Consider the following 25,723-nt stretch of genomic DNA (forward strand, 5'->3'; position numbering starts at 1 on the left):
TCATCTGCATCCCTTTAAATGGAACTTTTGTATCTAAAAAGGTGGATGGGCGTCATCAAGGCGCTCAGATTATTTTGGGATAAAGAATGAAGAAGACGACTTTGCTTGCAGCGTCAATTGCACTGGCACTGGCCGGTTGCGGCGGCAGCGACAACAATGACAACCCCACAGCCAAATCATTTTCGGTCACAGCCATTGATGGTTATCTGGTGAATGCCGACGTTTATGCCGGCGAAAACTGCCAAACCAAAGTGGCGACAACCGGCAAAGGCGGTATTGCCCGGATCGATGACCAATATCAGGGACAAACACTGTGTGTTAAGGCCATTGCCGACAAAACCATGGATGAAAGCCGCGGCTTGGTGAAAAAAACCTTTGAGCTCAAGGCCCCGGCAAGCAAAGATGCCAACAGCCAGGTGATCAGCCCGCTGACAGACTTGGTTGTCAAGCATATGGACGCCAACCAAGGTGTATCCAAGGCGGATGCCGAAAAAGCCGTGTCGGCTCAATTTGCTGAACTTAAAGCCGAACCAGAGCTACTGTTTGGTGACTATCTGGCCAAGAGTAGTGCCAACAAGGTCGCTCAAGCGCTGAACATTGTCGGCGAGACGCTGGTTAGCCATCAGGGCCTGGCTGAAGCGCATCTGCAAGGCTTGGTTGAAGATGTGGCTGCCAAGGTAGAAGCCGGTGACAAACTCGACGACTACGAGCCGGTGATCACCCCAGAAGGCGGTGTAGAGTCCAACCACAGGCCTCATATTGCCTTGAGCCAGACTGAGCTGGACAAGCTGACCCAAATTGAAGTGGAACTGGGTCAGCCGATGACTGCCGTAGATTTGTCAGCCGCTTTTGCCGACAAGGACAACGACAGCTTCACTCTGAGCCTGATGGAGGAAGATGGCAACATAGCACTGGAAACCCTGGGCCTGGCATTCGATGCCAAAACAGGCGTACTCAGCGGCACACCTAAGGTAGCCGGTGAAATTGAGCTGCACGCTTACGCCACCGACAGCAAGGGCGCCCGCTCTTACCCACTGGAAATTGAGATTGAAGTCAGCAGTATCAACCATACTCCTGTCATCAACCCGGCTGAAAAATCCGAACTGGAAGCTGAACTGGCGCGCATGGCGCTGACAGTAGGCAATCAAATCGATCAGGTGATTGACCTGGATGAGCTGTTTGGCGATCAGGATAAAGATCAACTGACCTTCAGCGCCGTGACAGATATGCAAGGTATCGCCCTGAAAATTGAGCAAGGTGACTCATTGCGTTTGTCCGGCAAGCCTCTGGTTGCCGGCGACTTTGTGATCACTGTGACAGTCAATGACGGCAAACATGCAGCTGTGAAGACCGACCTCAAAGTCAAGGTTGCCGATAACGGTGTCGAACCAGAGCCCAAACATCCGCTGGAAGGCAAAACCTGGTTCACCACAGAATGGGGTTCTGCAGACGAGAACGACGACGGTGTGATGCAAGTATGGTGCGACACTCTGGAGTTCAAAAACGGCTCTGTGCTGCGTAATGTCCGTACTCAAGACAACCTCAGCGAATGTTCTGCCACTGCAACCGTGGAAGTCTCCACTTATATCATTAATGAACTAGGCCAAATGGTGCTGGAGTACGGCGATGATGAAGGTGTTGAACATCAGGAAACCATCAAGCTGAACGACGCCATTGCCGGTGTCGGTGACAATGCCAAAGTGCTGCAACTATGGGACGGTCGCTATACCCTGTTCAGCAAAGCCGATGATGTAGAGAAACGTCTGGATATTGAGTCTGATGACGATGCCCAAGGTCGTATGTTTACAGCGGAGCTGCCGGCGGCCACGGAAGCAAGCTATCAGCTCGGTCACCTGACCATGCAGATGACTGCGGCGGATAATGGCGGCGCCAAGGTGGGGCTCTACTTCGATGTGCCCAACACCGACTTCAGCTGTGATGAGGTAAGGGAGTTTTACGATCTCAACCTTAGCTACGAAGGTATGGAATATCGCATTCCAGCCTATCTGTTCCCCGGTGAAGAAAATGGTATCGAATACTGCCAGGCGCAATTCGATATCGAGCAGCCTGTTGTCGGCAAGATCTACAGTGTTATAGGTCATGTTACCGAAGAGGATGCCGGTCTGGTGGAAGAGATTAAAGCCAATATCCAATGGACAGGGACAGGCAATAACGAGTGATACCGCTAAATAGAATCGGCGCCTTGACTGAATAGGCTCTGATGCCGTGAACTCTACCAAGCCGGTGGGCAAGATGCTGACCGGCTTTTTTTGTCTCAAGTAAACACGCTCTACCTTTCTTAAGTGGCTCGTAGCATGTAACGCCGCATATTTATTCCCCTTGGCAAAAACACAACTCCCGCCTGGCTTTAGCTTTGGCACTCACTTGGCATCACCCACAAACGTTGGAAAAGTCACAATCTTCAAACGGAATAGCAAACTGTTTATAACAGGTGGGAGTCCCCCGGAATCAGGCTATAGTTATTGTACATTTGTCTAATAGCCAATCCTTGATGGGGAAGTAAATGAATATTAGAGACTTAAGTGTCGTTAAAAAAATATGGGCGAGTTACCTGGTCGTCTTTGTGGTATTTGCTGCTGTAGCCATATTATTGGTACTGAGCCTGTCGGCATTGAACCAAAATATCAAGGTGCTGACCGACAAGAGCCTGCCTTCGGTGGCCATATTGAAAGGTATCCAGGTCGATATCACCAAGGTTCGAAAAGATGAGTTTTCACTGCTTCCCAATATAGATAACCCGCAAATAGGTGAATGGCTGCAAGGGCTGGATAAACTGAGAGCCGACGTTCAGGCGGGCATAGTCGCCTACGAAGCTTTGGATCTGAGCAGGCAAGAGCAGAACGCTTTTAAAGCCTTTAAAGACACCTGGAATCAATACATTCAGGAAACCCGTTCCTATAATGAACTATTGAAAAAAGGGGATGCGACAACCGCCAATCAGGTGATCCTCTCCAGCTTTGATACCTATTCCCGCGCCTTGACGAGTCTTGACAATACCTTGGGGCTCAATGATGAATTAATCAATAAAATCAGTGATGACGTTCAGCATGAAGCCTCATTGACCCAGTACGGTGCTGCCATAGGTGCGCTCATCATCATAATGGTGATAGCCCTCTCCTCTACCTTGCTCTCGCGGGCAATTTGCCGCCCCATAGACAGGGCCCTGAAATTCGCCGCCAAGATAGCCAAGGGACAACTGAATAACGCCATAGATGAGCAGGCCCTGACCAAGGATGAGCTGGGAACACTACTGAAAGAGTTGGTCACCATGCAGGCCAACCTCCACTCTCTGGTGTCTGAGATCAGCGACTCCACCATCCAACTGACCGCAGCGGTGGAGGAAGTGAGTGCCATTTCGGCGCAAAATGCCTCGAGTATGCAAAACCAGCAATCAGAGCTCAGCTCTGTCGCATCGGCCATGACCCAAATGCAGGCAGCAGTCGCCGAAGTGGCTCAAAACACCGAGGCCGGGGCAACGTCGGCCTATTCGGCAACCGAAGTGGCCAAACAAGGCACTGCTACCCTGCAACGCACAGTGGCGGTTATCGAGCAAGTGTCCAAGAGCATTCAGCAATCCGATCTATTGGCAAGGGAGCTGGAATCAAGCTCAAACAACATCAATATGGTGGTCGATGTTATTCGCGGCATCGCGGAACAAACCAACCTCCTGGCACTGAATGCCGCCATAGAAGCGGCCAGAGCCGGTGAGCAAGGACGTGGATTTGCCGTGGTCGCGGACGAAGTGCGCTCTTTGGCGCAGCGCACTCAGGATTCAACCTCGCAAATTGTCGACATCGTCAATCAACTGCAGGAAAACAGCAGCAAAATCGGTCTTTCCAGCCAAGAATGTCAGACGGGTATCACCCAATGCGTAGAGCAGGTTAACGAAGCCGGAAACCAAATAACCGAAATAGAGCACTCGGTGGAAAACATCGCCCAAATGAGTACTCAAATTGCTACCGCCTGCAGTGAGCAAAATGCGGTATCGGAAGAGTTGAACCGCAGTGTCGACCATATCAATAACGTGTCGACCGAAATGGCCGAAGGGGCATCGCAAACGGCCATAGCGTGTCAGGAGATCAGCAACTTAACCCATAGCCTCAAAGCCAGGATGGAAGTATTCAAGCTCTGAGTCAACATTAACCCAGCTTCTGTGGCTTACGGCGAATCCCGCCAAGCCACAGAGGCCGGCTCACCATGGAAACAGCCGATAAGCTGACTGGATAAAGCGTGTAGGCAGTTTGCCTTTATCAAGGCCAGAAAACCTCTGCCAAGGCTGACTTATCCAGTGGACAGGCTTTCAGCTCATTAAACGCGGCATCGCCCTGTATCTGATGCCAGATTGACATCAGCATTCTGCTCATTGATAAGCATAGCGACCCACTCATATTGGATTGGATCCTCGCTCTTCCCTGAGCTTTGCCACCTTGGTTGCCAAGAGCGGGACTTCCCAAGCTTCTATAAAAAAACGCCCCGGTGATTTACTGCCTTACCGGGGCGTGGTTGGAGGGTTGCGGCCTGAGGCCGCTTTTACAGTAAAGCAGCACTGTTATTCGAAGCGCTGTAACTCAAAGCACTGTTATTCAAAGTGCTGTTACTCAAAGGCGATTCGAAGAACAGCCATTCCAATCAGTGTCAGTCGAAGAAGCGTCGTCCTTCTGCGGCCATGGTCTTGAGCAATTCACTCGGGGCGAATCTGTCGCCGAAGCGGCTCTGGAAGCGTTCCAGCTTGGCCAGCAACTGATCGGCGCCCATGGTGTCTATATAGTGGAAAGGCCCACCGAGGAAAGGCGGGAAGCCAATGCCGAAGATGGCGCCAATATCCCCGTCGCGGGCAGAGGCTATGATGCCCTCTTCCAGACACCGCACCGCTTCATTGAGCATCTGCACCACACAGCGCTCTGCCAGGTTGGCATTTTCGGCGCCAACACCCGGCGCTATCCCCAGCACCTGATAAACACTCTTGTCCACTTCCTTCTTCTTGCCGGCTTTGGGACCGTAGAGATAGAAGCCCTTGGCGTTCTTGCGCCCCTTGCGGTCATCGGCGAGCAGCTTATCGAAGGCAGAGGGGGCAGCGAAACGCTCACCCAACTCTTTTTCGAGTATCGGCGAAATCTTGGCGCCCACATCGATACCCACTTCATCGAGCAGAGTGATAGGGCCGACCGGGAAACCAAACTTCACCAGCGCCTTATCCAGGCTCTCGACACTGTTGCCCTCAAGCAGCAGCTGCGCCGCTTCATTCATATAGAGCGCCAGAATACGGTTAACATAGAAACCGGCGCCGTCTTTCACCACTATAGGTGTCTTGCCCTGTTTGCGGGCAAAGGCCACTGTGGTGGCTATCGTCTGGGGGGAGGTCTTGTCGTGAGCAATCACTTCCACCAGCGGCATCTTCTCTACCGGCGAGAAGTAATGCAAGCCGATGACGTTTTCCGGCCTGGCGGCGGCTTCGGCAATCTGACCTATGGGCAGAGACGAGGTGTTGGAAGCAAAAATAGTGTGTTCACCGCATTCGCGCTCGATATCCCGCACCATTTGATGCTTGAGGCTGAGATCCTCAAATACCGCCTCGACCACTATGTCAGCATCCTTTACCCCAACATAGTCTGTAGTCGTCGTCATCAAGGCCATCTGCTTATCGCGCACCGCCGGGGTCATATGCCGACGCTTGACGCCCTTATCCAGCAACTTATAGGCATAGCCCAGCGCATTGCTGAGTCCCTGCTCACTGATATCCTTGACCCGCACCGGAATTTTGGCCTTGGTAGTGGTCACTGAGGCGATACCGCCGCCCATCAGGCCTCCGCCGAGCACTACAGCCTTGTGAACCGGACTCGGCTCAGCACCTTCGGCGCCGGTTTCCTTTTTCATTTCTGTGGTGGCAAAGAAGATGGAGCGCAGCGCCGCCGACTCGGGCGTCATCACCAGCTCGCCGAAATGGCGCGCCTCGGTGGCCAAACCTGCCTCTATCCCCTGGCTCATCCCCACCCGCACACAGTCGATGATCTTGTCCGGCGCCGGATAGTTACCCTGGGTTTTTCTGGCAACCTGTTTACGAGCCTGATCAAAGATGATTTTCTGCCCAAAGCCGTTGCTTTCGAGCAGCTTGTTCATCATAGGTTTATTATTTTTGCCTTTACCGCGCTTGGCTTTGCCAGCCAATGCCAGTTCAACCGCCGCCTCCAGCAGAATCGACTTGGGCACCACATCGTCCACCAGCCCCATCTTCAGCGCCTGCTTGGGGCGAACCTGTTTACCGGTAAGCATCATATCCAGCGCTGTGGTGATCCCCACCAGGCGTGGCAGACGCTGGGTACCACCGCCGCCCGGCAGCAGACCGAGCTGAACCTCCGGCACCCCCAACATGGTTTTCTTGTCGTCACTGCACAGCCGCAGATGGCAAGCCAGTGCCAGCTCGAGGCCGCCACCGAGACAGGCGCCGTGAATGGCTGCCACCACTGGAATTTTCAGCCCTTCCAGTTCGGCAAACACCTTATGCCCTGAGCTCGACAGCTCGCGAGCATCGGCGGCGCTTTGACAGGCATCGAGCATGGAGATATCGGCGCCGGCCACGAAGGAGTCTGGCTTGCCTGAAATGATCACCAAGCCCTTGATACTGCTGTCCGCTTTGATTTCGCTCAGTAAGGCGCTAATCTCAGGGCCGAATTCGGCCTTGAGGGTATTCATACTTTCGCCGGGTACATCCATGGAAAGAATGGCAATGCCGTCGTCGCGGCGGCTGAGGCTAAAACTCTTGTTGCTGTTTTCCATCTGCAATTACTCCACTTCCACTATCATTGCCACACCCAGACCACCGGCCGCACAGGCGGTTGTCAGCCCCGTACCGCCACCGCGGCGCTTCAGTTCATTACACACTTGAGTTATCAAGCGAGTACCCGTGGCCGCAAACGGATGACCATAGGCCAGCGAGCCGCCGAGTACGTTGAACTTGCTCATATCAATTTCACCAATGGCGCGGCTCTGACCGAGTTTTTCCTCGGCAAACTTCTTCGAGGCAAACATCTTCATATTGGCCAAAGTCTGGGCGGCAAAGGCTTCGTGCATCTCTATCAGGGTCAGATCTTCGAGCTGCATACCGGCGCGTTTCAGCGCCAGTGGCGTGGCGTAGGATGGCCCCATCAGCATGTCTTGCCAAACATCTATCGCGCTGAAGGCATAGCTCTTGATATAGCCAATAGGGGTGTAACCCAGGGCCTTGGCTCGACCTTCACTCATCAGGATCACCGCCGAGGCGCCATCGGTCAGCGGGGTACTGTTGGCGGCGGTGACACTGCCGTGCTTGCGGTCGAATACAGGTCTGAGTTTGGCGTAAGACTCAAGGGACGAGTTGTCGCGGATATTGTTGTCACGCTCGATAAAACTCTTGTAGGGCGGCACATGAGCCACCATGACTTCATCCTTGAGCTTGCCTTCATTCCAGCTCTGGCTCGCCAGGGTATGAGAGCGGTGGGCCAGCGCGTCCTGATCGGCGCGGCTGATGCCGTGGCTCTTGGCCATCTGCTCGGCGGTTTGCCCCATGGACAGGCCGGTGGAATATTCGGCCACCGCAGGCGGCACTGGCAAGAGATCTTTAAACCCCAGACGGCGAACTATGTTCCACTTCTGTCCCAGGGTACGGGCCTTATTGAGATCGACCAAGGCATGGGCCAACTTGCGGGACACCCCGATAGGCAGCACAGAGGAGGAATCCGAGCCCCCGGCTATGCCTATTTCGATATTGCCCGTCATGATCGACTCGGCAATATTGACAGTGGACTGAAAACTGGTGGCACAGGCACGGGTAACACTGTAGGCATCTGTGTGCAAATTCATGCCGGTACCCAGGACAATTTCACGGGCAATATTGGGCGCGGCCGGCATCTGTACGACCTGGCCATAGACAAGCTGTTCAATCAGTTTGGGGTCCAATTCACTGCGACTGAGCAGCTCATTGACCACCATCTTGCCCATATCCAGCGCCGACACGCCGTGAAACGCCGTCGCCTGTTTGGCGAACGGGGTACGCAGACCAGCCACTATGGCAATCCGCTCGCCCCTGGCATTGGTTACCTGTTGTCTGTCACTCATTTGTCACCCTCTTATTAAGCAGCACACGCCGAAAATGGCCCTGACACTGCGCTTTATTGTTTTTCCATAAGAGACCCGTACTGCCCTAAACAGGTCTGACCATTAAAAGTGTGATCTGATTCTAACTTCTTGTTGGCCGGTTTTAAACACCTGTTTGTTTTTTTAACACTAGCCAAGGGCGCAGGGAATTCTTTACCATAAGCGCTGTCTATAGTTGGGCCTTAAAATAAAACGAGTAGCATCATGCCTTTGAGTCGATTTCATGCACTGCGGACCTATCTGGATCAAGTGATCATAGGTCAGCCAATTTTGACCGAAAACCTGCTTATCGCTCTGATAGCCGATGGCCACCTGCTAGTGGAAGGACCACCAGGGCTGGCCAAGACCCGGGCCGTTAAAGCGCTGTGTGATGGCATTGAGGGCGACTTTCATCGCATTCAGTTTACCCCGGACCTGCTGCCGGCCGATTTGACCGGCACCGACATCTATCGCGCCCAAACCGCGACCTTTGAATTTGAGGCCGGGCCGATATTTCATAACCTTATTCTGGCGGATGAAATCAACCGCGCCCCGGCCAAGGTGCAGTCGGCCCTTTTGGAAGCCATGGCCGAAGGTCAGGTGACAGTGGGCAAGCACTCCTACAAGTTACCGCCGCTGTTTTTAGTGATGGCGACCCAAAACCCGCTGGAAAACGAGGGCACCTACCCGTTGCCGGAAGCCCAGCTTGATCGCTTCCTGATGCACCTGAACCTGGATTACCCGGAGGCAGACACTGAGCTTGAGATCCTGCGTTTGTCCCGCAGCGAAGCCAAGACCCACGGCATGGAGAAAGTCACTCCCATAGGCCAGCAGGAAGTGTTCCTCGCCCGGGAGCAGGCGCTGGAGCTGTATCTGGCCGAACCGCTGGAGCGTTATATTGTCGACTTGGTGATGGCGACCCGTCAGCCTCAGCGCTACAGCGACCAGCTTGCCAAGTGGCTGGAATACGGTGTCAGCCCGCGGGCGACCCAATCCATCGAGCGCTGCGCCCGCGCCCGTGCCTGGTTATATGAACGTGACTTTGTCTCCCCTGAAGATATTCAAGCCGTGGTGCCCAATGTACTGCGCCACCGTTTGCTGCTGAGTTATCAGGCGCAGGCCGAAGGGGTCAGCCGCGATCAGGTGATTGACCATGTGCTCAATCAGGTGGCCGTTCCCTGATGAAAGCCGCAGCAACAGACTCTTCACTGCCACTGTTCGCCGACGGCCTCCACCTGTGTGAGGCCGAGCTGCTTGCCTGCCAGAATATCGCCCGCGCTCTGGGTGACCGGCAGGGAAAAGCCCGCGCGGCCATGGCCGGTCACAGAGCCAGCCTGGTCAAGGGCCGCGGCATGGAATTTGCCGAAGTGCGCCACTATCAACAGGGCGATGATGTCCGCACCATAGACTGGCGGGTCACCGCCCGCACCGGCAAGGCGCATACCAAGCTGTTTGTCGAGGAGCGTGAGCGCCCTATTCTGCTGTTGGTGGATATGAAGCACAGCCTCTATTTCGGCTCCCAGCTGCTATTGCAGTCGGTACAGGCGGCGCATCTGGCAGCGACCTTGGGCTGGAATGCCATCATGCAGGGCGACCGTCTCGGCGCGCTGGTGGTGGGCGATAGCGCCCACAGAGAGCTTAAGCCAAGAGCACGCAACCAGGGGATCCTGGCACTGATATCGGCGCTGGTGGCGGTACACAAGTCGCAGCTCGAAGCGCTGGACAGCCCCCATGAAGATGGTCAGGCGTTAATGCTCCAGGCCTGTCAGCGTCTGGCAAGACTGGCCAAACCCGGCTCCCTTATCTGGATAATCACAGACGGCAACGGTTTTGGCAGCGAATGTCAGCAGGCGCTGTCGGAACTCAAACGCCACTGCGAGCTGGCGGCCTTTGTGGTAACAGATCCCATGCGCCAAGGCACACTCGAGCTGCCGCGGCAGTTTGCCCTGCCGGTACGGGAGTCGGGCCGCAGCCTGATCCTGGATCGCAGCGGTTATGATGCCTGGCTCGGTCGTCAGCGCGCCAACCTGGCGCAGTTTGATACCCTGATGCAACAACTCAAGGTCCCGGTTCGCACTCTGGATGCCGGCCGGCGCCTCAATCAACAATTGACACTGTTAAGATGAATCCCAATCAAGCCAATCCGGCGCTGAGTGCGCTCAAGGATATTCAACTGCCGGCCGAGGTGCCCTTTTGGCCTCCGGCTCCCGGTATTTGGCTGCTGATGCTGCTGGCCTTGTTACTGCTTGGCGCCGCGGCATTCTTTGGCTATCGGCGCCTGCAGGCAACCAAGGCTCACAAGGCGGTGGCTCAAGCCGCCATGACTGAACTGACACAGCTGCAGGACCAGGACCCGGAGCTGCTATCCAAGATGAACGCATTGTTGAAACGCACCGCCATCAGCTATGGTGAGCGCACCCAGGTGGCCGGACTCAGCGGTAAATCCTGGGCCGAGTATCTGGATAACGCACTGCCAGCCGAGCAGCGTGGTCGCTTCGCCTCTTTGCTCGAAAACCAATACCGCAGCCAACCGAGCGCTGCCCCCACCGAGTTGCGGGCGCTTTGTGTTTGCTGGCTCAAGTGCGCGCCCAAACACTTTGCCAAGGGAGGCAAGCCAAGATGCTGACTCTCCATTGGCCCTGGTTACTGCTGCTTATTCCCTTGCCGCTGCTGCTAGCCTATCGCCCCGCCGTCAACAGCGGCGGGCAACTGCAACTGCCCGGCGTCGATGCCCATGCCCGCGAGCAGCAACAAAGCAAACGCAGAGCGCCCTTGAGTCTCTGGCTGCTGTGGTGCCTGTTGCTGCTGGCCATCGCCCGGCCACAGTGGCTTGGCGATCCCATAGAGCTGCCCACCGAGGGGCGGGATCTGATGCTGGCGGTGGATCTCTCCGGCAGTATGCAAATTGAAGACATGGTGCTCGATGGCAAGGCGGTAGACAGATTCACCCTGATCCAGAAAGTGGTCAGCGACTTTATCGAGCGCCGCGCCGGCGATCGTATCGGCCTGATATTGTTTGCCGATGCCGCCTACCTGCAGGCGCCACTGACTCAGGACAGACGCTCTGTGGCTCAGTATCTCAAGGAAGCCCAAATCGGCCTGGTAGGCAAACAGACCGCCATTGGTGATGCCATTGCTCTGGCGGTAAAACGCTTCGATAAGGTCAAAGACAGCAACCGGGTGTTGGTGCTCTTGACTGACGGCTCCAACAATGCCGGCAGCATAGTGCCGGATCAGGCCGCCGCTATTGCCGCCAAGCGCGGCATCACCATCTACACCATAGGTGTGGGCGCCGATGTGATGGAGCGTCGCACCCTGTTTGGCCGTGAGCGGGTCAACCCCTCGATGGATCTGGATGAAGCTCAGCTGCAACGGATAAGCGATGCCACCAAGGGGCGCTATTTCCGTGCCCGGAATACCGAAGAACTGGAGCAGATCTATCAGGAAATCGACAAGCTGGAGCCCGTCAGCCGTGACGCCCTCAGTTACCGGCCGCAATCCGAGCTGTTTTACTGGCCGCTGGGACTGGCGCTGACGCTAAGCGTACTATTGCAGCTGCAAAGCCTGTTGCTCAGCGTCTGGCCAGGGCCTTGGGGGAGGAAATCATGAGTTTGCACTTTATCCGTCCCGAATGGCTGTGGGCCTTACTGCCACTGGCATTGCTGTTAGTGCTGCAAAGTCGCCGTCAAGCGGGCCAATCTGACTGGGATCGTTATATTGCGCCGCATCTGGCGCCACTGCTGTTGACCCAAGGCAGCAAAAGCCGCCGAAACCGCCTGCCCTGGCTTGGTCTGGCCTGGTTGGTGGCAGTACTGGCCTTAAGCGGCCCGGCTCTTTACAAGAAACCCCTGCCGGTATTTGCCAGCAGCACAGGACGGGTGCTGGTGATGGATATGTCTTTGTCCATGTATGCCACAGACGCCGCCCCCAACCGTTTAACCCAGGCCAGGTTCCGCGCCACGGATCTGCTGGAGCAACTCAATGAGGGGGAAACCGCCCTGCTGGCCTACGCGGGTGACGCCTTTGTCATCAGCCCCTTGACCCGGGATCGCAACACCCTGCTCAATCTATTGCCAACCTTGAGCCCGGCCATCATGCCAGTGCGCGGCTCCAATTTGGCCGCAGCGCTGGAGAAAGCCAAGGAACTGCTCAGCCAGGGCGGCCACCTGCAGGGCGATATCATATTGATGACAGATGGCGTCGGCAGCCGTCAGCTCAATGCCGCCAAACAGGCGATTGAGGGCAGTCACTACCGCTTGGGCATTCTGGCAATAGGTTCATCCCAGGGTGCACCGATAAGGCTGCCGGATGGGCAACTGCTCAAGGACAGCCGAAATGAAGTGGTAGTACCAGCCACCGATTTTGGAATGCTCAGCGAGCTGGCGAGTGCCGGGAACGGCATTTTGGTGCCCTACAGCAACGACGGCAAGGATCTGCAAACGCTGCAGCAGTGGCTCGCCACCAGCTCGGATGCCACAGAAACAGATCTTGCCGGCGATACCTGGGTCGACCTTGGCCCCTATCTGGCATTCTTGCTGTTGTTGCCGCTGCTCTTGAGCTTTCGCAGCGGGCTGCCGGTGCTGGTGCTGCCCTTGAGTCTTGGCCTGCTTGTCAGCCCACCTAGCCAGGCAAGCGGCTGGGATGACCTTTGGCAAACCCGGGATCAGCAGGGTATGCAGGCATTCAAGCAAGAGGATTTTGCCACTGCCGCCGACAAGTTTGTTGACCCGGCCTGGCAAGGCAGCGCCCGCTACCGCGGCGGTGACTATCAAGGCGCACTGCAAGCCTTCGAACAAGATGACAGTACCACAGGCTTATACAACCAAGGCAATGCCCTGATGCAGCTTGGCCAATATGAAGAAGCCATCAAGCGCTACAGTGACGCCCTGACACAAGTGCCCGATATGCAGGATGCCATTGACAATAAGGCGTTGGCGGAATCCTTGCTAAAGCAGCGAGAGCAGCAACAAGATCAACAGAGCCAGGATAAACAAGAGGATCAAAGCCAGCACGATCAACAACAGAATTCTCAGTCCGGCAAGGATCAGAGTCAGGGCAGTCAGGACAGCGCCCAGGGTGACAACAGCCAGGGCCAGGGCCAAAACCAGGACAAAGAGCAAGGCCAAGACAGCCAAGCCGACCAGGGCTCAAGCAAGGACTCGCACCAGGGCTCAGATAAAGACGCTAACAAAGAGAATAGCGAGCCTTCCACTGCCGACTCGCAGCGAAATGATGCTGACAATGCCGCCGAGAAGGACGCCAAAGGCGATCAGAACCCGCAAAATGCCGAGGATAACACTGGCGCAGGCTCTGAGCCTGAGATGCAGGCTTCTTTGCCGCAAGAGCAAGAGTCGCAAAATGAGTCAAGCGCAGCTGCAGGTCAAAACGGTGCAGCTAAGCAGGATGGCTCAGAGACTGATGCCGACAAGGCTAACTCGGCGAGCCTTGCCGAGCAACAAGAAGGGCCAAACGATGAGCAAAGTGATGAACAGATTAAGGCACAAGTTGCCGCCTCGTCACTCGAGGACACCGAGCCCCTGCCCCCTGAAATGGAGCGGGCGCTGAAGGCATTGGTGGATGACCCGGCCACTTTGCTGCGCAACAAGATGCAACTCGAGTATCAAAAACGCCGCCAGCGCGGCGAGACACCCAAGGACAATGAACAGTGGTAACTAGACTTATTCCTCTATTGCTTCTGTGCCTGCTGCCGCTCAAGGCACTGGCACTGACACAGCTTCAAGCCTCGGTCGATCGCAATCCCGTGACCGAGAGCGAGTACTTTATGCTGTCCGTGGTGGCAGATGATGAACTCGAAGCCCAGGCACTGGACACCTCGGCCCTATTGAAAGACTTTATCGTCGGCCGCACCAGCGTCAGTCGCAGTACCCAGATCATCAATTTTGATGCCCGCAAGGAAACCCGCTGGCAAGTGATGCTGGCCCCAAAAACCACCGGCCAGGTTACTATTCCGGCCCTGAGTATCGATGGCATCAGCAGCGATGCCATCGAATTGAAGGTGATGCCGGCAGGTAGTCGCCCCGAGGCGCAAAAAAACCTGTTCCTGCGTACCAGTATCTCGGCCAAGGAGGCCTATGTCGGCCAACTGCTCACCTACAAGGTAAAACTCTTTCTGGCCGTTGAGCTGCAGCGTGGGGTGTTGTCGGCCCCCTCTATCAGCGGCGCCCAGATAAAACAGCTCGGCGAGGATAAAGAAAGCAGTGAAATCGTCAACGGCCGCCGTTTTCGGGTGATAGAACGCAGCTACGGCATCATAGCCGATGAACCCGGCGAGCTGGCGATTTCCGGTGCCAACTTCTCTGGCGATGTGCTGGTCGATACCCCAAGACGAGGCATGTTCGCCTTTCAGGAAAGTCGCCCCATGCAAGCCCAGAGTGACAGCATGCTGGTCAGCATCAAGCCCATCCCGGCCGAATATCACGGCGACTGGCTGATATCGGATCTGGTGATGCTCAAAGAGGAATGGGACGACAAGCAGACTTTTGAAGTGGGTCGCCCTATTACCCGCAACCTGACACTGCTGGCATCCAATGCCGATGAAACCAGCCTGCCAGAGCTGAAACTGAGCTTGCCGGACAATCTCAAGAGCTATCCGGAAAAGGCGCAGCGCAAGACCTTCGTTCGCGACAACCAACTGGTATCGCAACTGACCCAGACCATTGCCATAGTGCCCTCGAAGCCGGGGAGCTATACCCTGCCGGAGATCAAGGTGCCTTGGTGGAATCCGCATTTGAAACAGCAGGAGTTCGCCCTACTGCCGGCGCGCACTATCCAGGTGGCCCCCGCCGCCGATATGCCACAACCAACCATCAACCAACCTGCGCAGGAGCCCGGCAGTAGCGCAGGTTTCTGGCCTTGGTTGACGGCCCTGTTTGCGTCGCTGTGGCTGGCCACCTGTGTGTTGTGGCTAAAGGCCCGCAGGCAGCAAGCTCCGACCGCTCCGGCAACAGTGTTGCAAGCTCAAACAAGCCAAACCCAGCCGGGATTGAGCCAGGCTTGTCAGCAAGGGGACTTGAGCCAGGTGTTCAAGGCGTTGCAGCAGGAACTCAGTGATATCACAGGCCATAGCGTCACACTCGATGAACTGCCTCAACTGGCCCCTGAGTTGGCCGCCGTGGTCGCCAAGATTCAGGCCAGCCGCTATGGCAGACAAGGCGGCGATCCCGGTCAGCATTTCCCGGCGCTGCTGCAGGCCTTTGAGCGCTTCAAGAGTCAGTGCTCCAACGCCGCCGATGCGGCCTCAGTGCTGGCGCCACTAAACCCTTAATCGACTGCTTCAGCCATAGCGTCTATTCGCTATGGCTGAGTGCCCGTCTGGGTATCGCCTGCCGTTACCATTTCCCCTCTCAGGCCTTTAACAGCAGACTTTTCAACCAACTGTTTCCCTCCATTTTCAACAGTGTGTTTACCCTTATCCCGATATTTCGGCCATCACTTTTACCGCCAAGCGTGCTGAAATCCAGGCTAAATCAGGCTTGCAACCGATTTTACACTCATGGTATTTGCCAGAATGCCCCCAAGGCCATTAAGCTTAGCGGCAACAAAAATAAAACAAGCATGGAAAATGTTCGATAGCTGGCGAAAGAAAAAGTCTGATGACGCGGTCATTTCTGACATGCTGAATAAACAAAGACGTTACGATAGCCTGGTCCGGGCGTTGCATACCGATATTTACCGCTACGCCTTCTGGCTTTGCGGCGACCGTCATGTGGCCGAAGATATCACCCAGGAAACTTTTCTCCGGGCTTGGCGCTCGCTGGATTCTTTGAAAGATGACAAAGCGGCCAAGGCTTGGTTAATCACTATTTTACGGCGGGAAAATGCCCGCCGCTTTGAGCGTAAACAGTTTGATTATGCCGATATCGGCGAAGAGCATTGGCAAGATCCCGGTTCCCAGAGCCAGGAAGATCATGCCGAGCACTATCTGCTCAGGCGTCAAATCGCCCAATTGGAACCCGAGTATCGGGAGCCTTTGTTATTACAGCTGATAGCCGGATTCAGTGGCGATGAAATTGCCCAATTGCTGGATCTAAACCGAAATACTGTCATGACCCGCTTGTTTCGGGCCAGAAATCAGTTAAAAGAAGCACTGGAACACTCCAAGGTCAGAGGTCAATCCAATGGATGAGCTGAAGTTTCGCCGCCAGGCCTATGGCGACCCCAATAATCAGGATCCCGAGTTTCTCGAGGCCCTCAGCCAGAGCGAGGACAATCAGGCGTTTGTCGCCGAACTCAAGGCTCTCGATGGCAAAATAAGTCAGGCGCTCAGAATTCCTGTGGCCGAAGATCTGAGCGAAAAACTGCTACTGAAACAGCAGCTGGCCGTGCATCACGCCCAACGCAAACGCACCGGCTGGATGCTGGCGATGGCGGCCTCCGTCGCTTTTGTTGCCGGAGTCAGTTTCAGTCTCTGGCGCCAGGGGCCGGTGGATTTAGGACAACACGCCCTCGCCCATGTCCGCCATGAAACCATCGCCATGACCAGTGATGCCGATATCTCTTATCAGGCGGTCAATGCCAAGCTCGCATCGCTCAAGGGGTTGGGCAGTGCCAGATTCAACAGCCAACCGGGACGGGTGTTTTACAGCACCTTCTGCGATTTTCAGGGAATTGAGAGTATTCACCTGGTATTGGCCGGTGAACAAGGCAAGGTAACAGTGTTTATTGTGCCCCCTGAGCACAGGGTGATGCTGGCCGAGGCCTTTGCTGACAGCGAATACCGGGGAGAGGCGATAAAAACCGACTCAGCTTACCTGGTGTTGGTAGCCGAATATCCTCAGGACCTAGACGCTGTTAAAGAAGAAATAAAACAGAGCTTTATCTAAGGTATCGCGGTTCTTTGCTTGCCAAATCTCCCGGCGAACACTTGCCGGGACTGGTCAGATCTGCCTCACATAATCTGTCAACATTGGGCGCTTTGGCAAACTTTTGCTAGTATCCGCGCCAAACAACAACACAAAAGTGTAAACCAGCATGCATATTGAAACCCCGGTAATGATAACTTTTCTGGGCTATTTGGCTCTGATGATGGGGATAGGTCTTTGGGCCTACAAGGCGACCGATTCGGTCGATGACTATATTCTCGGCGGTCGCAAGATGGGCCCGGCCGTGACCGCTCTCAGTGTCGGCGCCTCCGACATGTCCGGTTGGCTGCTGCTGGGTTTGCCCGGCGCCGTCTATCTCGGCGGTCTGGGCGAAGCCTGGATGGGAATAGGTCTGTTACTGGGCGCCTGGCTTAACTGGCTTTTGGTGGCCAAACGCCTGCGGATCTATACCCAGATGGCTGACAATGCTCTCACGCTGCCGGACTTTTTTGAGAAGCGTTTCAACGACGAGGGTGGCCTCCTGAAACTGGTTTCCGCCGTCACCATATTACTGTTTTTCACCTTCTACGCCTCCTCCGGCATGGTGGGCGGCGCGGTGCTGTTCAGCAATGTCTTTGGCCTCGAGTACCTGACGGCGCTGCTGATAGGTTCCGCGGTGATAGTGGCCTATACCTTTGTCGGCGGTTTTTTTGCCGTCAGCTGGACAGACTTCTTCCAGGGTTGCTTGATGTTGATAGCCCTGTTGATAGTCCCGGTCAGCATGTTTACCCATCCAGAGAGTCACAAGAGCCTGGATGCCCTGGACCCGGCTATGCTGTCGTTATGGAGCGATAAGCTGACCCTGATAGGCCTGCTGTCGGCTCTGGCCTGGGGGCTGGGGTACTTTGGACAGCCCCATATTCTGTCGCGCTTTATGGCGATTAACAGTGTCAAGGATCTGCCGGTTTCGCGCCGCATCGCCATGAGCTGGATGTTTGTCTCCCTGATCGGCGCCCTGGCGACTGGCATTGCCGGCGCGCTCTATTTTGCCGACGAGCCGCTCAAGAATCCGGAAACTGTGTTTATCCATTTGACTCAAGTCGCCTTTAACCCCTGGATTGGTGGTCTGCTTATCGCCGCTATCTTGTCGGCCATCATGAGCACCATAGACTCGCAACTGCTGGTGTGTTCCAGCGTGATCACCGAAGATTTCTACCGTAAGTGGCTCAGGCCCGAGGCTTCAAGCAAGGAGCTGATGTTGGTCGGTCGTATCGGCGTGTTGGCCATTGCCATTATCTCAGTGGTTGTTGCCCTGGATCGGGAAGCAAGCGTACTGGGTCTGGTGAGCTATGCCTGGGCCGGTTTCGGTGCCGCCTTCGGCCCTGTAGTGATCCTGTCGCTGTTTTGGCGTGGCTACAGCCGCAACGGCGCCATTGCCACCATCCTAGTTGGCGGCTTGACAGTAATCATCTGGAAGCAATTGGAAAGCGGTATCTTCGCCCTCTATGAAATATTGCCTGGATTCATTCTGGCCACCCTGGCCGGGGTTGTAGTGAGCCGTTTGTCGCCGCCATCCGAGGCTACACAGACACAATTCAGTCGCTTCGAACAGAGCCTCTAAGCTCGTAAATTCAGCTTTCAATTGCCCGCCCTGGCGTTTGGCGTACACTTGTACGCCAAACGCACCGCCAGTTTGTAATTTATTGTTTCACCCGATTTTACAGCTTAGCAACACACGGGCTTGTCATCTTCAACCAGCCACTATTCAGCTATTGCTGCTTTTCCGGCTCGGCCTGCATTTTGAAGTTCATCGCACGTTCGCAGCACATTCGCAGAAATTAACCAAAATATTACAAAACTTCACATCTGGTCGGAGTTGTTGGCGCTATGGGGCGTCCATAAGATGCACTGGACGAATAAGCGGGTGTCTGTGGGGTATTAGAGACTGACAGCCAACCTGCAAACATAAAAGAGAAGATAATAATGAAGTATTTCAACAAGACTCTTATCGCGGTTTCAGTAGCGCTGGTCAGTGGCCAGACCCTGGCAGCCGGTTTCCAGCTCAACAGCCAATCAGCCACAGGTATCGGCCGTGCCTTTGCCGGTGATGCCGTGATTGCAGATAACGCATCCGTGTTATCCCGTAACCCGGCCGCCATGGCACTGTTTGATAGCAAGGCGCTGTCCATGGGCCTGACCTACGCCGATATCGATGTTGATGTTAAAGACATCAAGCTGGCCAACGGTATGGGTAGCAGCTATGGCAGCGAGCACGATGCCGCCGATGCCAAGGTGATCCCCAACTTCTACTATATCCAGCCATTGAGTGACAAATGGGCCTTCGGGGTTGCTGCTTTCAGTAACTTCGGTACAGGTACAGATACCAGTGCACTGGCCAACAACATGATAGATCTGCCTTCTGCACCGGGGTTGCCACCCAAGATGGTTGCACCTGTGGACCTCCTGGGTAACACAGAAGTCACCACCATCAACCTCAACGGTAGCCTTTCCTACCGAGTCAACGAGTACCTGAGTCTGGGTGCCGGCCTGGACATAATTTACGGTCAGGGCAAACTGACCCGTAACGGCAACCTGCCGCTGGGTCCCAATGGCGAGTTGGTACATACGGATCTGGTGAATGTTGACGCCGATGGCTGGGCTATCGGTGGTATTGTTGGTGCGGTATTTGAGCTGGACAAGAACAACCGCTGGGGCGTGAGCTACCGAATCAGTCCTGAGTTTGATGCCGAAGGTGATATCAGCACATTCAGCACTCAGGCTGGTGCCATGGTTGAATTTGACAAGATAACCATTCCACTGCCAGACATCTTCCAGATTGCCGGTTTCCATCAAATCACCGAAAAGTTTGCCCTGCACTACACAGCGCAGCTGTCTACCTGGGGTGACTTTGACCAGATCACAGTGAAAGACGGCAGCATTGGCGGCGCCGTAGCAGTGCCAGATTCAGCGCTGAAGCACTACAAGTGGGATGACTCCTGGCTGTTCAGCGTAGGAGCCACCTATCAAGTGTCCGACAAGTGGACGGTTCGCGCCGGTTTCATGCACGACAAAGGCGTAGTGGATAGCCTGAGCTCCATCTCCATCCCGGATTCGGATCGTAACTGGTATACCGCAGGTGCCAGCTACCAGCTGAGCCCCAACTCTGCCATCGACATGGGCGTTGCCTTTGTTCGTGGCCAGGATGTCACTGTACTGGAAGAGAGTGCCGTATTGGCGCCACTCGAGCCAATCGGCGGTAACTATATCACTGCCGGTACCCGCTCCAACGCTGTGTACTACTCAGTACAGTACAGCTATCAATTCTGAGCCAAGGCTCCAACGAGTTTAAGCTGACAAGGCCGCCCTTCGGGGCGGCTTTTTTGTTGATTAACAGCAAGTTGTTCAGGCAACATTCAAGCTTACAGATGCATTCTCGCCAAGGCTTGGTTATCTTATGGAAGGTGTAAATTGCGCTGCATCGGCTGGCTTACAGGGCCGGATATAAGGCGTACTTCGTACCTCTCCTATGTCACAAAAGGATTTCGAAATGAGTAAAAATTATTCTCTGGCGGCCCTGTTGCTTGGGGGTTTTATTTGCGCCGGTTTACTGCTGCTTGGCACCAGTATTGGAAACAGCCTGCTGGCAATGAAAGGTATGGAGCGAACCGTGGCGGTCAAAGGTCTGGCTGAACGCGAGGTCAAGGCCAACGTCGCCATCTGGCCGATTCGCTTCAATGAGGTGGATAATGATCTCAACACCTTGTATCAGACGGTGCAACAAAAAACAGATAAAGTGACGGCCTTTCTTGAACAGCAAGGTTTCAACAAGGGTGAAATCTCTGTCTCTCTGCCTTCCATAGAAGACAGGCAAGCCCAGGGTTATGTCGATCCCAATGTTAAGTATCGCTACGCAGCCCGAGTGACAGTGTCGCTTTATACTCACCAGGTGGATCTGCTGCTTGAGAGCCGTAACAAGCTGCTGGCCCTGGCCAAAGAAGGCATAGCCATCGCCAGTCAGGACTATGACAGTCGCACCGAATTCCTGTTTACCGAACTCAACAGTATCAAGCCGGCCATGGTGCAGGAGGCTACCCAAAATGCCCGTGAAGTGGCCGAGAAGTTTGCCAAAGATTCAGACTCGGTACTTGGGAAGATCAAACAAGCCAGCCAGGGCACCTTCACCATTTCCGATCGCGACAGTAATACGCCTTACATCAAGAAGGTGCGAATCGTCTCTACCCTCACCTACTATCTCAACGACTGAACTTTTGAAGCGCAAACCTGAAACGGATTTTTCAATATAAACAGGTGGCCAAGGCCGCCTGTTTTCGTATCTGTATTTTGGCTGTGTATATTCTGGCCTGGGTATTCAAGGTCTAGTCAGTTACTCAAGCCACCTCTTATTTAATCATATTTTTCTAATAATAGTTGCAGGCGACCACCTTATTCATTAGAATTTTCTCATAGATGTTTTTTTGAGAACAGTTCCATGCCCAGAATAACGCCAGTATTGACCCTGTTACTGCCCGCGCTGCTGCTCATTCAACCCGTTAAGGCAGCCGAGCCGGCCACAGTGACTGTCCGCCAGACAGAGCACTCCCAATTGCTGACCCTGGATGGCAGGCTCGAGGCGGTCAAGGCCGCAACCGTGTCGGCCCAGACCTCGGGACGGATCCTCAAGCTTTACTTTGATGTCAACGACCGAGTCCCCGCCGGGGCAGCGCTGCTTGAGATCACCAGTGAAGAGCAAGGCGCGTCCCTGGCGGCGGCCGAGGCGGAATACGCCAGAGCCAGAGCCTTGGATACCGAAGCGCAGCTGACGCTCAAGCGCTATCAGGAACTGTTTCCCAAGGGCGCGATTTCCCGCGGCCAAATGGATCAGGCCATAGCCAATGCCAAGTCAGCCTCCCAAGCGGCCAGCGCCGCCAAAGCGAGGAGCATTCAGGCAAAGGAATCACTGAAATACACAGTCGTCAGCGCGCCATATGCTGGCATAGTCACGGCCAGGCATGTGGAAGAGGGAGAAACAGTCGCTCCCGGTCAACCGCTCCTGTCCGGTTTTGCCGACGATGAGATGCGGGTGGTGATGCAGCTGCCGCAGCGTTTTCTTCAGGCCGCCAAAGCCACAGAAAAGATGACGGTTATCCTAGCCGATGGTCGCAGTTTTGACGTCACTACCCCCAAGGTCTTTGGTTTCAGTGATGAGCAGAGCCGCGCCTTTCAGGTGAGACTGCCACTACCGGCCAACACAGGCGATCTATTGCCCGGCAGTTTCGTTAAGGTGCGCTTTGCCATAGAAAAGCGCCAGGAGATAGTACTGCCCAAAGAAGCACTTTACAGCGTCAATGAGCTGTCGGCCGTCTACCTCAAGCGCGGCGACAACTTTGTCCTGCAACAGGTACGCCTGGGTGATGTGCGTGACGATGGCGTGACCATACTGGCAGGACTCGAAGCCGGAGACATAGTCGCCGCCAACGCCTATCAGTTGCTGCTCGAGCAGCGCCAGGCCAAGTAAGGGGAACTCATGGCTAATCACAGCGAAAATAACACCGGCATCTCCGGCCGCATTGCCGCCAGTTTCCAGCTCAGTGCCATTACGCCGCTTCTGGCCTTGCTGGGCTTGTTGCTGGGGATGTTTGCCATTATGGTCACTCCCAAGGAGGAAGAACCTCAGATAGATGTGACCTTTGCCGATGTGTTTATCCCCTTCCCCGGTGCCACACCGACCGAAGTCGAGCAGTTGGTTACCCTGCCGGCAGAAGAGGTGATCTCGCAGATAAAAGGCATAGATACCCTCTACTCCTTCTCGCAGCCCGATGGCGCGATGATCATCGTCATCTTTGAGGTGGGTGTGCCCCGCAACGAGGCGATAGTCAAACTCTACAATCAAATCTATTCCAACCTGGACAAGCTGCCCAGAGCCGCGGGTGTGGGTGATCCCTTGATAAAACCCATGGGCATAGACGATGTGCCCATTGTCAGCCTGACTCTCTGGTCTGAGGATCCCAGTGTCTCGGCTCAGCAACTGACTCATGTGGCCCATGGGCTCGAAACCGAACTCAAGCGCATTCCCGGCACCCGAGATGTCGAGTCCATGGGATCCCATGAGTTGGTGCTCAATGTGCGCATCAATCCGGCCAAAATGAGTTTTTATGGTGTCAGCTTCGATGCCATCAACCGGGCGCTGGGCGCCAACAATGCGGTCTCCATGCCTGTGTCTCTGGTGCAGGATAACCAGGAGATCAAGGTGCAGACCGGCCAGTTCCTGCGTTCGCTGGAGGATGTGCAGCAACTGGTGGTCGCGGTGCACAATGACAGCCAAGGCAAGGCCGCCCCTGTCTTCCTCAGTGATATTGCCGATATCAGCCTCAAGGCCGATGTCCCCCTCTATGGCGCCTGGCATCAGAACGGTCACAGCGACGAAGCAGAAGCTAAAGGCGTCTTCCCGGCAGTGACCCTAGCCATAGGCAAACAACCAGGTGAAAACGCCGTGGATGTGGCCGATGCTATCCTTGCCAAGGTGGAAAAGAGCCGTAACCTGCTTATTCCGGACAATGTCAATGTCACTGTGTCACGCAACTATGGCGTAACGGCGGCAGATAAGTCCAACACTCTGATCTTCAAGTTGATCTTTGCAACCGCCGCTGTGGTTATCCTGGTGGTGTTCACCATGGGAATGCGCGAGGCACTGGTGGTGGGTGTGGCTATTGTCATTACCCTGGCAATCACCCTTTTCGCCTCCTGGGCCTGGGGGTTTACCCTCAACCGGGTATCCCTGTTTGCACTGATCTTCTCCATAGGTATTTTGGTGGACGATGCCATCGTCGTGGTGGAGAACATCCACCGTCATATGGCCATGGGCAAACGCAGCCTGAGTGAACTCATTCCCGCCGCCGTGGATGAAGTGGGTGGCCCCACCATCCTGGCGACCTTTACCGTTATTGCGGCATTGCTGCCGATGGCATTTGTCTCGGGGCTGATGGGCCCCTATATGAGCCCTATTCCCATCAACGCCAGCATGGGCATGTTGATCTCCCTAGCGGTGGCCTTTGTGGTCACCCCCTGGCTCAGCCACAAACTGCTCAGACACAAGGGTGGCGAGGGGCACAGCGACAATGCCAGCCCTGTGATGCTCAGGCTGTTTACCCGGCTTATCAAGCCATTCCTCGAGAGCCGCAAGGCCCGACTAGGCATGGCCGCCGGCGTGTTTGTGCTGATTGGAATGGCCGTGGCCCTACCCATCGGCCAGTTGGTGGTGCTCAAGATGTTGCCCTTCGACAACAAGAGCGAATTCCAGGTGATGGTGGATATGCCGGAAGGCACGCCGGTGGAGCAGACGGAAAAAGTCCTCAAGGCCTTATCCGATTATCTGGTGACTGTACCCGAAGTGCAGCATCTGCAGCTCTATGCCGGCACCCATGCCCCGATCAACTTCAACGGCCTGGTCAGGCATTACTTTGTCCGCAACAGTCAGGAGCTTGGCGATATTCAGGTCAATCTCAGTGATAAACAGCACAGGGACAGAGACAGCCACAGCATAGCCCTGGCAGTACGTGGCCCGCTGCAGCAAATCGCCCAAGGCTTCAACGCCAATGTCAAAGTAGTGGAAGTGCCCCCCGGCCCACCTGTGTGGTCGCCGATTGTGGCCGAGGTCTATGGTCCCAGCCAGGATATTCGCCAGCAGGCGGCCAGAGAGCTGCAGTCCCTGTTCCATGCGACCGAAGATGTGGTGGATATCGATATCTTCCTGCCGGCGGCACAACAGAAATGGCAGGTGCTTATCGATCGCAGCAAGGCCAGTCTGCTGGGCGTGCCCTACGCCAACATAGTGGATCTGGTGGCCACCGCTGTCGGCGGCAAGGATATCAATGTGCTGCATAAACCAATGCAGAAACGCCCTGTGCCAATTCGCCTGGAACTGCCGGAGGCCGACAAACTGGATTTGACTTCAGTGCTTAACCTGCGCCTCGACAGCCTCCATGGCGGCACTGTGCCCGTGGCCGAATTGGTGACAATCCGCAAGGGGCAGATAGACGCACCCATCATTCACAAGAATATGATCCCGATGATCATGGTGATTGCCGACATGGCCGGGCCGCTCGACAGCCCACTGTACGGCATGTTTGAAATGGCGGCGGATATCGACTCAGAAGGTGGCCTTGGCTTCAACCAGCATTATTTCAGCCAACCCGATGGTCTGGATGCCATCAGCGTACTCTGGGATGGCGAGTGGAAGATCACCTATGAAACCTTCCGTGATATGGGCCTGGCCTATGGGGTCGGCATGATTGCCATTTATCTCCTGGTGGTGGCCCACTTCCGTTCCTATCTGGTACCGCTGATCATTATGGCGCCTATCCCCTTGACCATTATCGGGGTCATGCCGGGACACGCCTTGCTCGGCGCCCAGTTCACCGCCACCTCCATGATAGGCATGATAGCGCTGGCGGGGATCATAGTGCGTAACTCCATACTCCTGGTGGACTTTATCAACCAGGAAACCGCTGCCGGAGTGCCATTTGAACAGGCGGTCATTCACTCGGGCGCCGTGCGGGCCAAACCTATTATGCTTACCGCCCTGGCAGCCATGATTGGCGCCATGTTTATTCTGGATGACCCGATCTTCAACGGTCTGGCCATCAGTCTTATCTTCGGGATCCTGATCTCCACCCTGCTGACGCTGGTGGTGATCCCTGTACTTTACTATGCCCTGATGCGCAAGCGCATCGACTCAGTGATCAACCAGGCCCAGGCGGCCAAAGGAGCTTAAA

At 55.2% G+C, this 25,723-nt stretch carries 17 protein-coding genes; 15 read left to right on the top strand and 2 right to left on the bottom strand.

Annotated elements, in window-relative coordinates:
- Nucleotides 1-86 precede the first annotated feature (86 nt).
- Both ACF8D4_RS09590 and ACF8D4_RS09595 read left to right on the top strand, forming a co-directional pair.
- Complete coding sequence (locus ACF8D4_RS09590; protein ID WP_392468630.1) at nucleotides 87-2,180, top strand: putative Ig domain-containing protein; 2,094 nt, start codon at nucleotides 87-89, stop codon at nucleotides 2,178-2,180.
- A gap of 344 nt (nucleotides 2,181-2,524) precedes the next feature.
- Nucleotides 2,525-4,153 (top strand): methyl-accepting chemotaxis protein, encoded by a 1,629-nt coding sequence (locus ACF8D4_RS09595; protein WP_028780798.1) that lies wholly within the window; start codon nucleotides 2,525-2,527, stop codon nucleotides 4,151-4,153.
- Between the two features lie 503 nt (nucleotides 4,154-4,656).
- Here the strand turns inward: ACF8D4_RS09595 and fadJ are convergent.
- Both fadJ and fadI read right to left on the bottom strand, forming a co-directional pair.
- Nucleotides 4,657-6,795, bottom strand: coding sequence for a fatty acid oxidation complex subunit alpha FadJ (gene fadJ, locus ACF8D4_RS09600; protein WP_129978922.1), 2,139 nt, complete (start codon nucleotides 6,793-6,795; stop codon nucleotides 4,657-4,659).
- A 6-nt stretch (nucleotides 6,796-6,801) separates the two neighbouring features.
- Nucleotides 6,802-8,112, bottom strand: a complete 1,311-nt coding sequence (fadI, locus tag ACF8D4_RS09605; protein ID WP_044734713.1) for an acetyl-CoA C-acyltransferase FadI — start codon at nucleotides 8,110-8,112, stop codon at nucleotides 6,802-6,804.
- A gap of 243 nt (nucleotides 8,113-8,355) precedes the next feature.
- On the opposite strand from fadI, the gene ACF8D4_RS09610 reads away from it, so the two are divergent.
- The 13 genes from ACF8D4_RS09610 to ACF8D4_RS09670 all read left to right on the top strand — a co-directional run bounded on the left by ACF8D4_RS09610 (nucleotide 8,356) and on the right by ACF8D4_RS09670 (nucleotide 25,722).
- The gene (locus tag ACF8D4_RS09610; RefSeq protein WP_028780795.1) at nucleotides 8,356-9,312 is read left to right on the top strand and encodes a MoxR family ATPase; all 957 of its coding nucleotides are present in this window, start codon (nucleotides 8,356-8,358) and stop codon (nucleotides 9,310-9,312) included.
- Entirely contained in the window at nucleotides 9,312-10,256 is a 945-nt protein-coding gene (locus ACF8D4_RS09615; protein WP_100145615.1) for a DUF58 domain-containing protein, read from the top strand. Before ACF8D4_RS09610 ends, ACF8D4_RS09615 begins: the two co-directional genes overlap by 1 nt.
- A complete protein-coding gene (locus ACF8D4_RS09620; protein ID WP_392468634.1) occupies nucleotides 10,253-10,756 on the top strand; it encodes a DUF4381 domain-containing protein in 504 nt (167 codons plus the stop codon). The genes ACF8D4_RS09615 and ACF8D4_RS09620 overlap by 4 nt, the downstream gene beginning before the upstream one ends.
- Entirely contained in the window at nucleotides 10,750-11,739 is a 990-nt protein-coding gene (locus ACF8D4_RS09625) for a vWA domain-containing protein (RefSeq protein WP_392468636.1), read from the top strand. Before ACF8D4_RS09620 ends, ACF8D4_RS09625 begins: the two co-directional genes overlap by 7 nt.
- The gene (locus tag ACF8D4_RS09630) at nucleotides 11,736-13,802 is read left to right on the top strand and encodes a VWA domain-containing protein (RefSeq protein WP_392468638.1); all 2,067 of its coding nucleotides are present in this window, start codon (nucleotides 11,736-11,738) and stop codon (nucleotides 13,800-13,802) included. Before ACF8D4_RS09625 ends, ACF8D4_RS09630 begins: the two co-directional genes overlap by 4 nt.
- Nucleotides 13,796-15,415 (top strand): BatD family protein, encoded by a 1,620-nt coding sequence (locus tag ACF8D4_RS09635; RefSeq protein ID WP_392468641.1) that lies wholly within the window; start codon nucleotides 13,796-13,798, stop codon nucleotides 15,413-15,415. Before ACF8D4_RS09630 ends, ACF8D4_RS09635 begins: the two co-directional genes overlap by 7 nt.
- A 297-nt stretch (nucleotides 15,416-15,712) precedes the next feature.
- Nucleotides 15,713-16,276, top strand: coding sequence for a sigma-70 family RNA polymerase sigma factor (locus ACF8D4_RS09640; protein WP_025011133.1), 564 nt, complete (start codon nucleotides 15,713-15,715; stop codon nucleotides 16,274-16,276).
- Nucleotides 16,269-16,973, top strand: a complete 705-nt coding sequence (locus tag ACF8D4_RS09645; RefSeq protein WP_025011134.1) for a DUF3379 domain-containing protein — start codon at nucleotides 16,269-16,271, stop codon at nucleotides 16,971-16,973. Before ACF8D4_RS09640 ends, ACF8D4_RS09645 begins: the two co-directional genes overlap by 8 nt.
- 148 nt (nucleotides 16,974-17,121) lie before the next feature.
- Entirely contained in the window at nucleotides 17,122-18,573 is a 1,452-nt protein-coding gene (gene putP, locus ACF8D4_RS09650) for a sodium/proline symporter PutP (RefSeq protein ID WP_044734719.1), read from the top strand.
- A gap of 362 nt (nucleotides 18,574-18,935) precedes the next feature.
- Nucleotides 18,936-20,279 (top strand): OmpP1/FadL family transporter, encoded by a 1,344-nt coding sequence (locus ACF8D4_RS09655; RefSeq protein WP_107005401.1) that lies wholly within the window; start codon nucleotides 18,936-18,938, stop codon nucleotides 20,277-20,279.
- 220 nt (nucleotides 20,280-20,499) lie between these two features.
- Nucleotides 20,500-21,216: an SIMPL domain-containing protein gene (locus ACF8D4_RS09660; RefSeq protein WP_025887174.1), complete on the top strand. Its 717-nt coding sequence runs from the start codon at nucleotides 20,500-20,502 to the stop codon at nucleotides 21,214-21,216.
- A 225-nt stretch (nucleotides 21,217-21,441) separates the two neighbouring features.
- Nucleotides 21,442-22,467 (top strand): efflux RND transporter periplasmic adaptor subunit, encoded by a 1,026-nt coding sequence (locus tag ACF8D4_RS09665; RefSeq protein WP_146508763.1) that lies wholly within the window; start codon nucleotides 21,442-21,444, stop codon nucleotides 22,465-22,467.
- Nucleotides 22,468-22,476: 9 nt separating this feature from the next.
- Complete coding sequence (locus ACF8D4_RS09670) at nucleotides 22,477-25,722, top strand: efflux RND transporter permease subunit (protein ID WP_392468645.1); 3,246 nt, start codon at nucleotides 22,477-22,479, stop codon at nucleotides 25,720-25,722.
- Nucleotide 25,723 lies beyond the last annotated feature (1 nt).

This window comes from Shewanella sp. YQ_9 (genome assembly GCF_043103185.1).
GTDB classification, from domain to species: Bacteria; Pseudomonadota; Gammaproteobacteria; order Enterobacterales; family Shewanellaceae; genus Shewanella; species Shewanella algae.

Excerpts from the sequence above, each read along its gene's own strand:
- fadI (WP_044734713.1), bottom strand. The coding sequence starts at position 8,112 with ATGAGTGACAGACAACAGGTAACCAATGCCAGGGGCGAGCGGATTGCC.
- ACF8D4_RS09620 (WP_392468634.1), top strand. The coding sequence starts at position 10,253 with ATGAATCCCAATCAAGCCAATCCGGCGCTGAGTGCGCTCAAGGATATT.
- ACF8D4_RS09625 (WP_392468636.1), top strand. The coding sequence starts at position 10,750 with ATGCTGACTCTCCATTGGCCCTGGTTACTGCTGCTTATTCCCTTGCCG.
- ACF8D4_RS09615 (WP_100145615.1), top strand. The coding sequence starts at position 9,312 with ATGAAAGCCGCAGCAACAGACTCTTCACTGCCACTGTTCGCCGACGGC.
- ACF8D4_RS09640 (WP_025011133.1), top strand. The coding sequence starts at position 15,713 with ATGTTCGATAGCTGGCGAAAGAAAAAGTCTGATGACGCGGTCATTTCT.
- ACF8D4_RS09610 (WP_028780795.1), top strand. The coding sequence starts at position 8,356 with ATGCCTTTGAGTCGATTTCATGCACTGCGGACCTATCTGGATCAAGTG.
- ACF8D4_RS09645 (WP_025011134.1), top strand. The coding sequence starts at position 16,269 with ATGGATGAGCTGAAGTTTCGCCGCCAGGCCTATGGCGACCCCAATAAT.
- ACF8D4_RS09590 (WP_392468630.1), top strand. The coding sequence starts at position 87 with ATGAAGAAGACGACTTTGCTTGCAGCGTCAATTGCACTGGCACTGGCC.
- putP (WP_044734719.1), top strand. The coding sequence starts at position 17,122 with ATGCATATTGAAACCCCGGTAATGATAACTTTTCTGGGCTATTTGGCT.
- ACF8D4_RS09670 (WP_392468645.1), top strand. The coding sequence starts at position 22,477 with ATGGCTAATCACAGCGAAAATAACACCGGCATCTCCGGCCGCATTGCC.
- ACF8D4_RS09655 (WP_107005401.1), top strand. The coding sequence starts at position 18,936 with ATGAAGTATTTCAACAAGACTCTTATCGCGGTTTCAGTAGCGCTGGTC.
- ACF8D4_RS09665 (WP_146508763.1), top strand. The coding sequence starts at position 21,442 with ATGCCCAGAATAACGCCAGTATTGACCCTGTTACTGCCCGCGCTGCTG.
- ACF8D4_RS09660 (WP_025887174.1), top strand. The coding sequence starts at position 20,500 with ATGAGTAAAAATTATTCTCTGGCGGCCCTGTTGCTTGGGGGTTTTATT.
- ACF8D4_RS09595 (WP_028780798.1), top strand. The coding sequence starts at position 2,525 with ATGAATATTAGAGACTTAAGTGTCGTTAAAAAAATATGGGCGAGTTAC.
- fadJ (WP_129978922.1), bottom strand. The coding sequence starts at position 6,795 with ATGGAAAACAGCAACAAGAGTTTTAGCCTCAGCCGCCGCGACGACGGC.
- ACF8D4_RS09630 (WP_392468638.1), top strand. The coding sequence starts at position 11,736 with ATGAGTTTGCACTTTATCCGTCCCGAATGGCTGTGGGCCTTACTGCCA.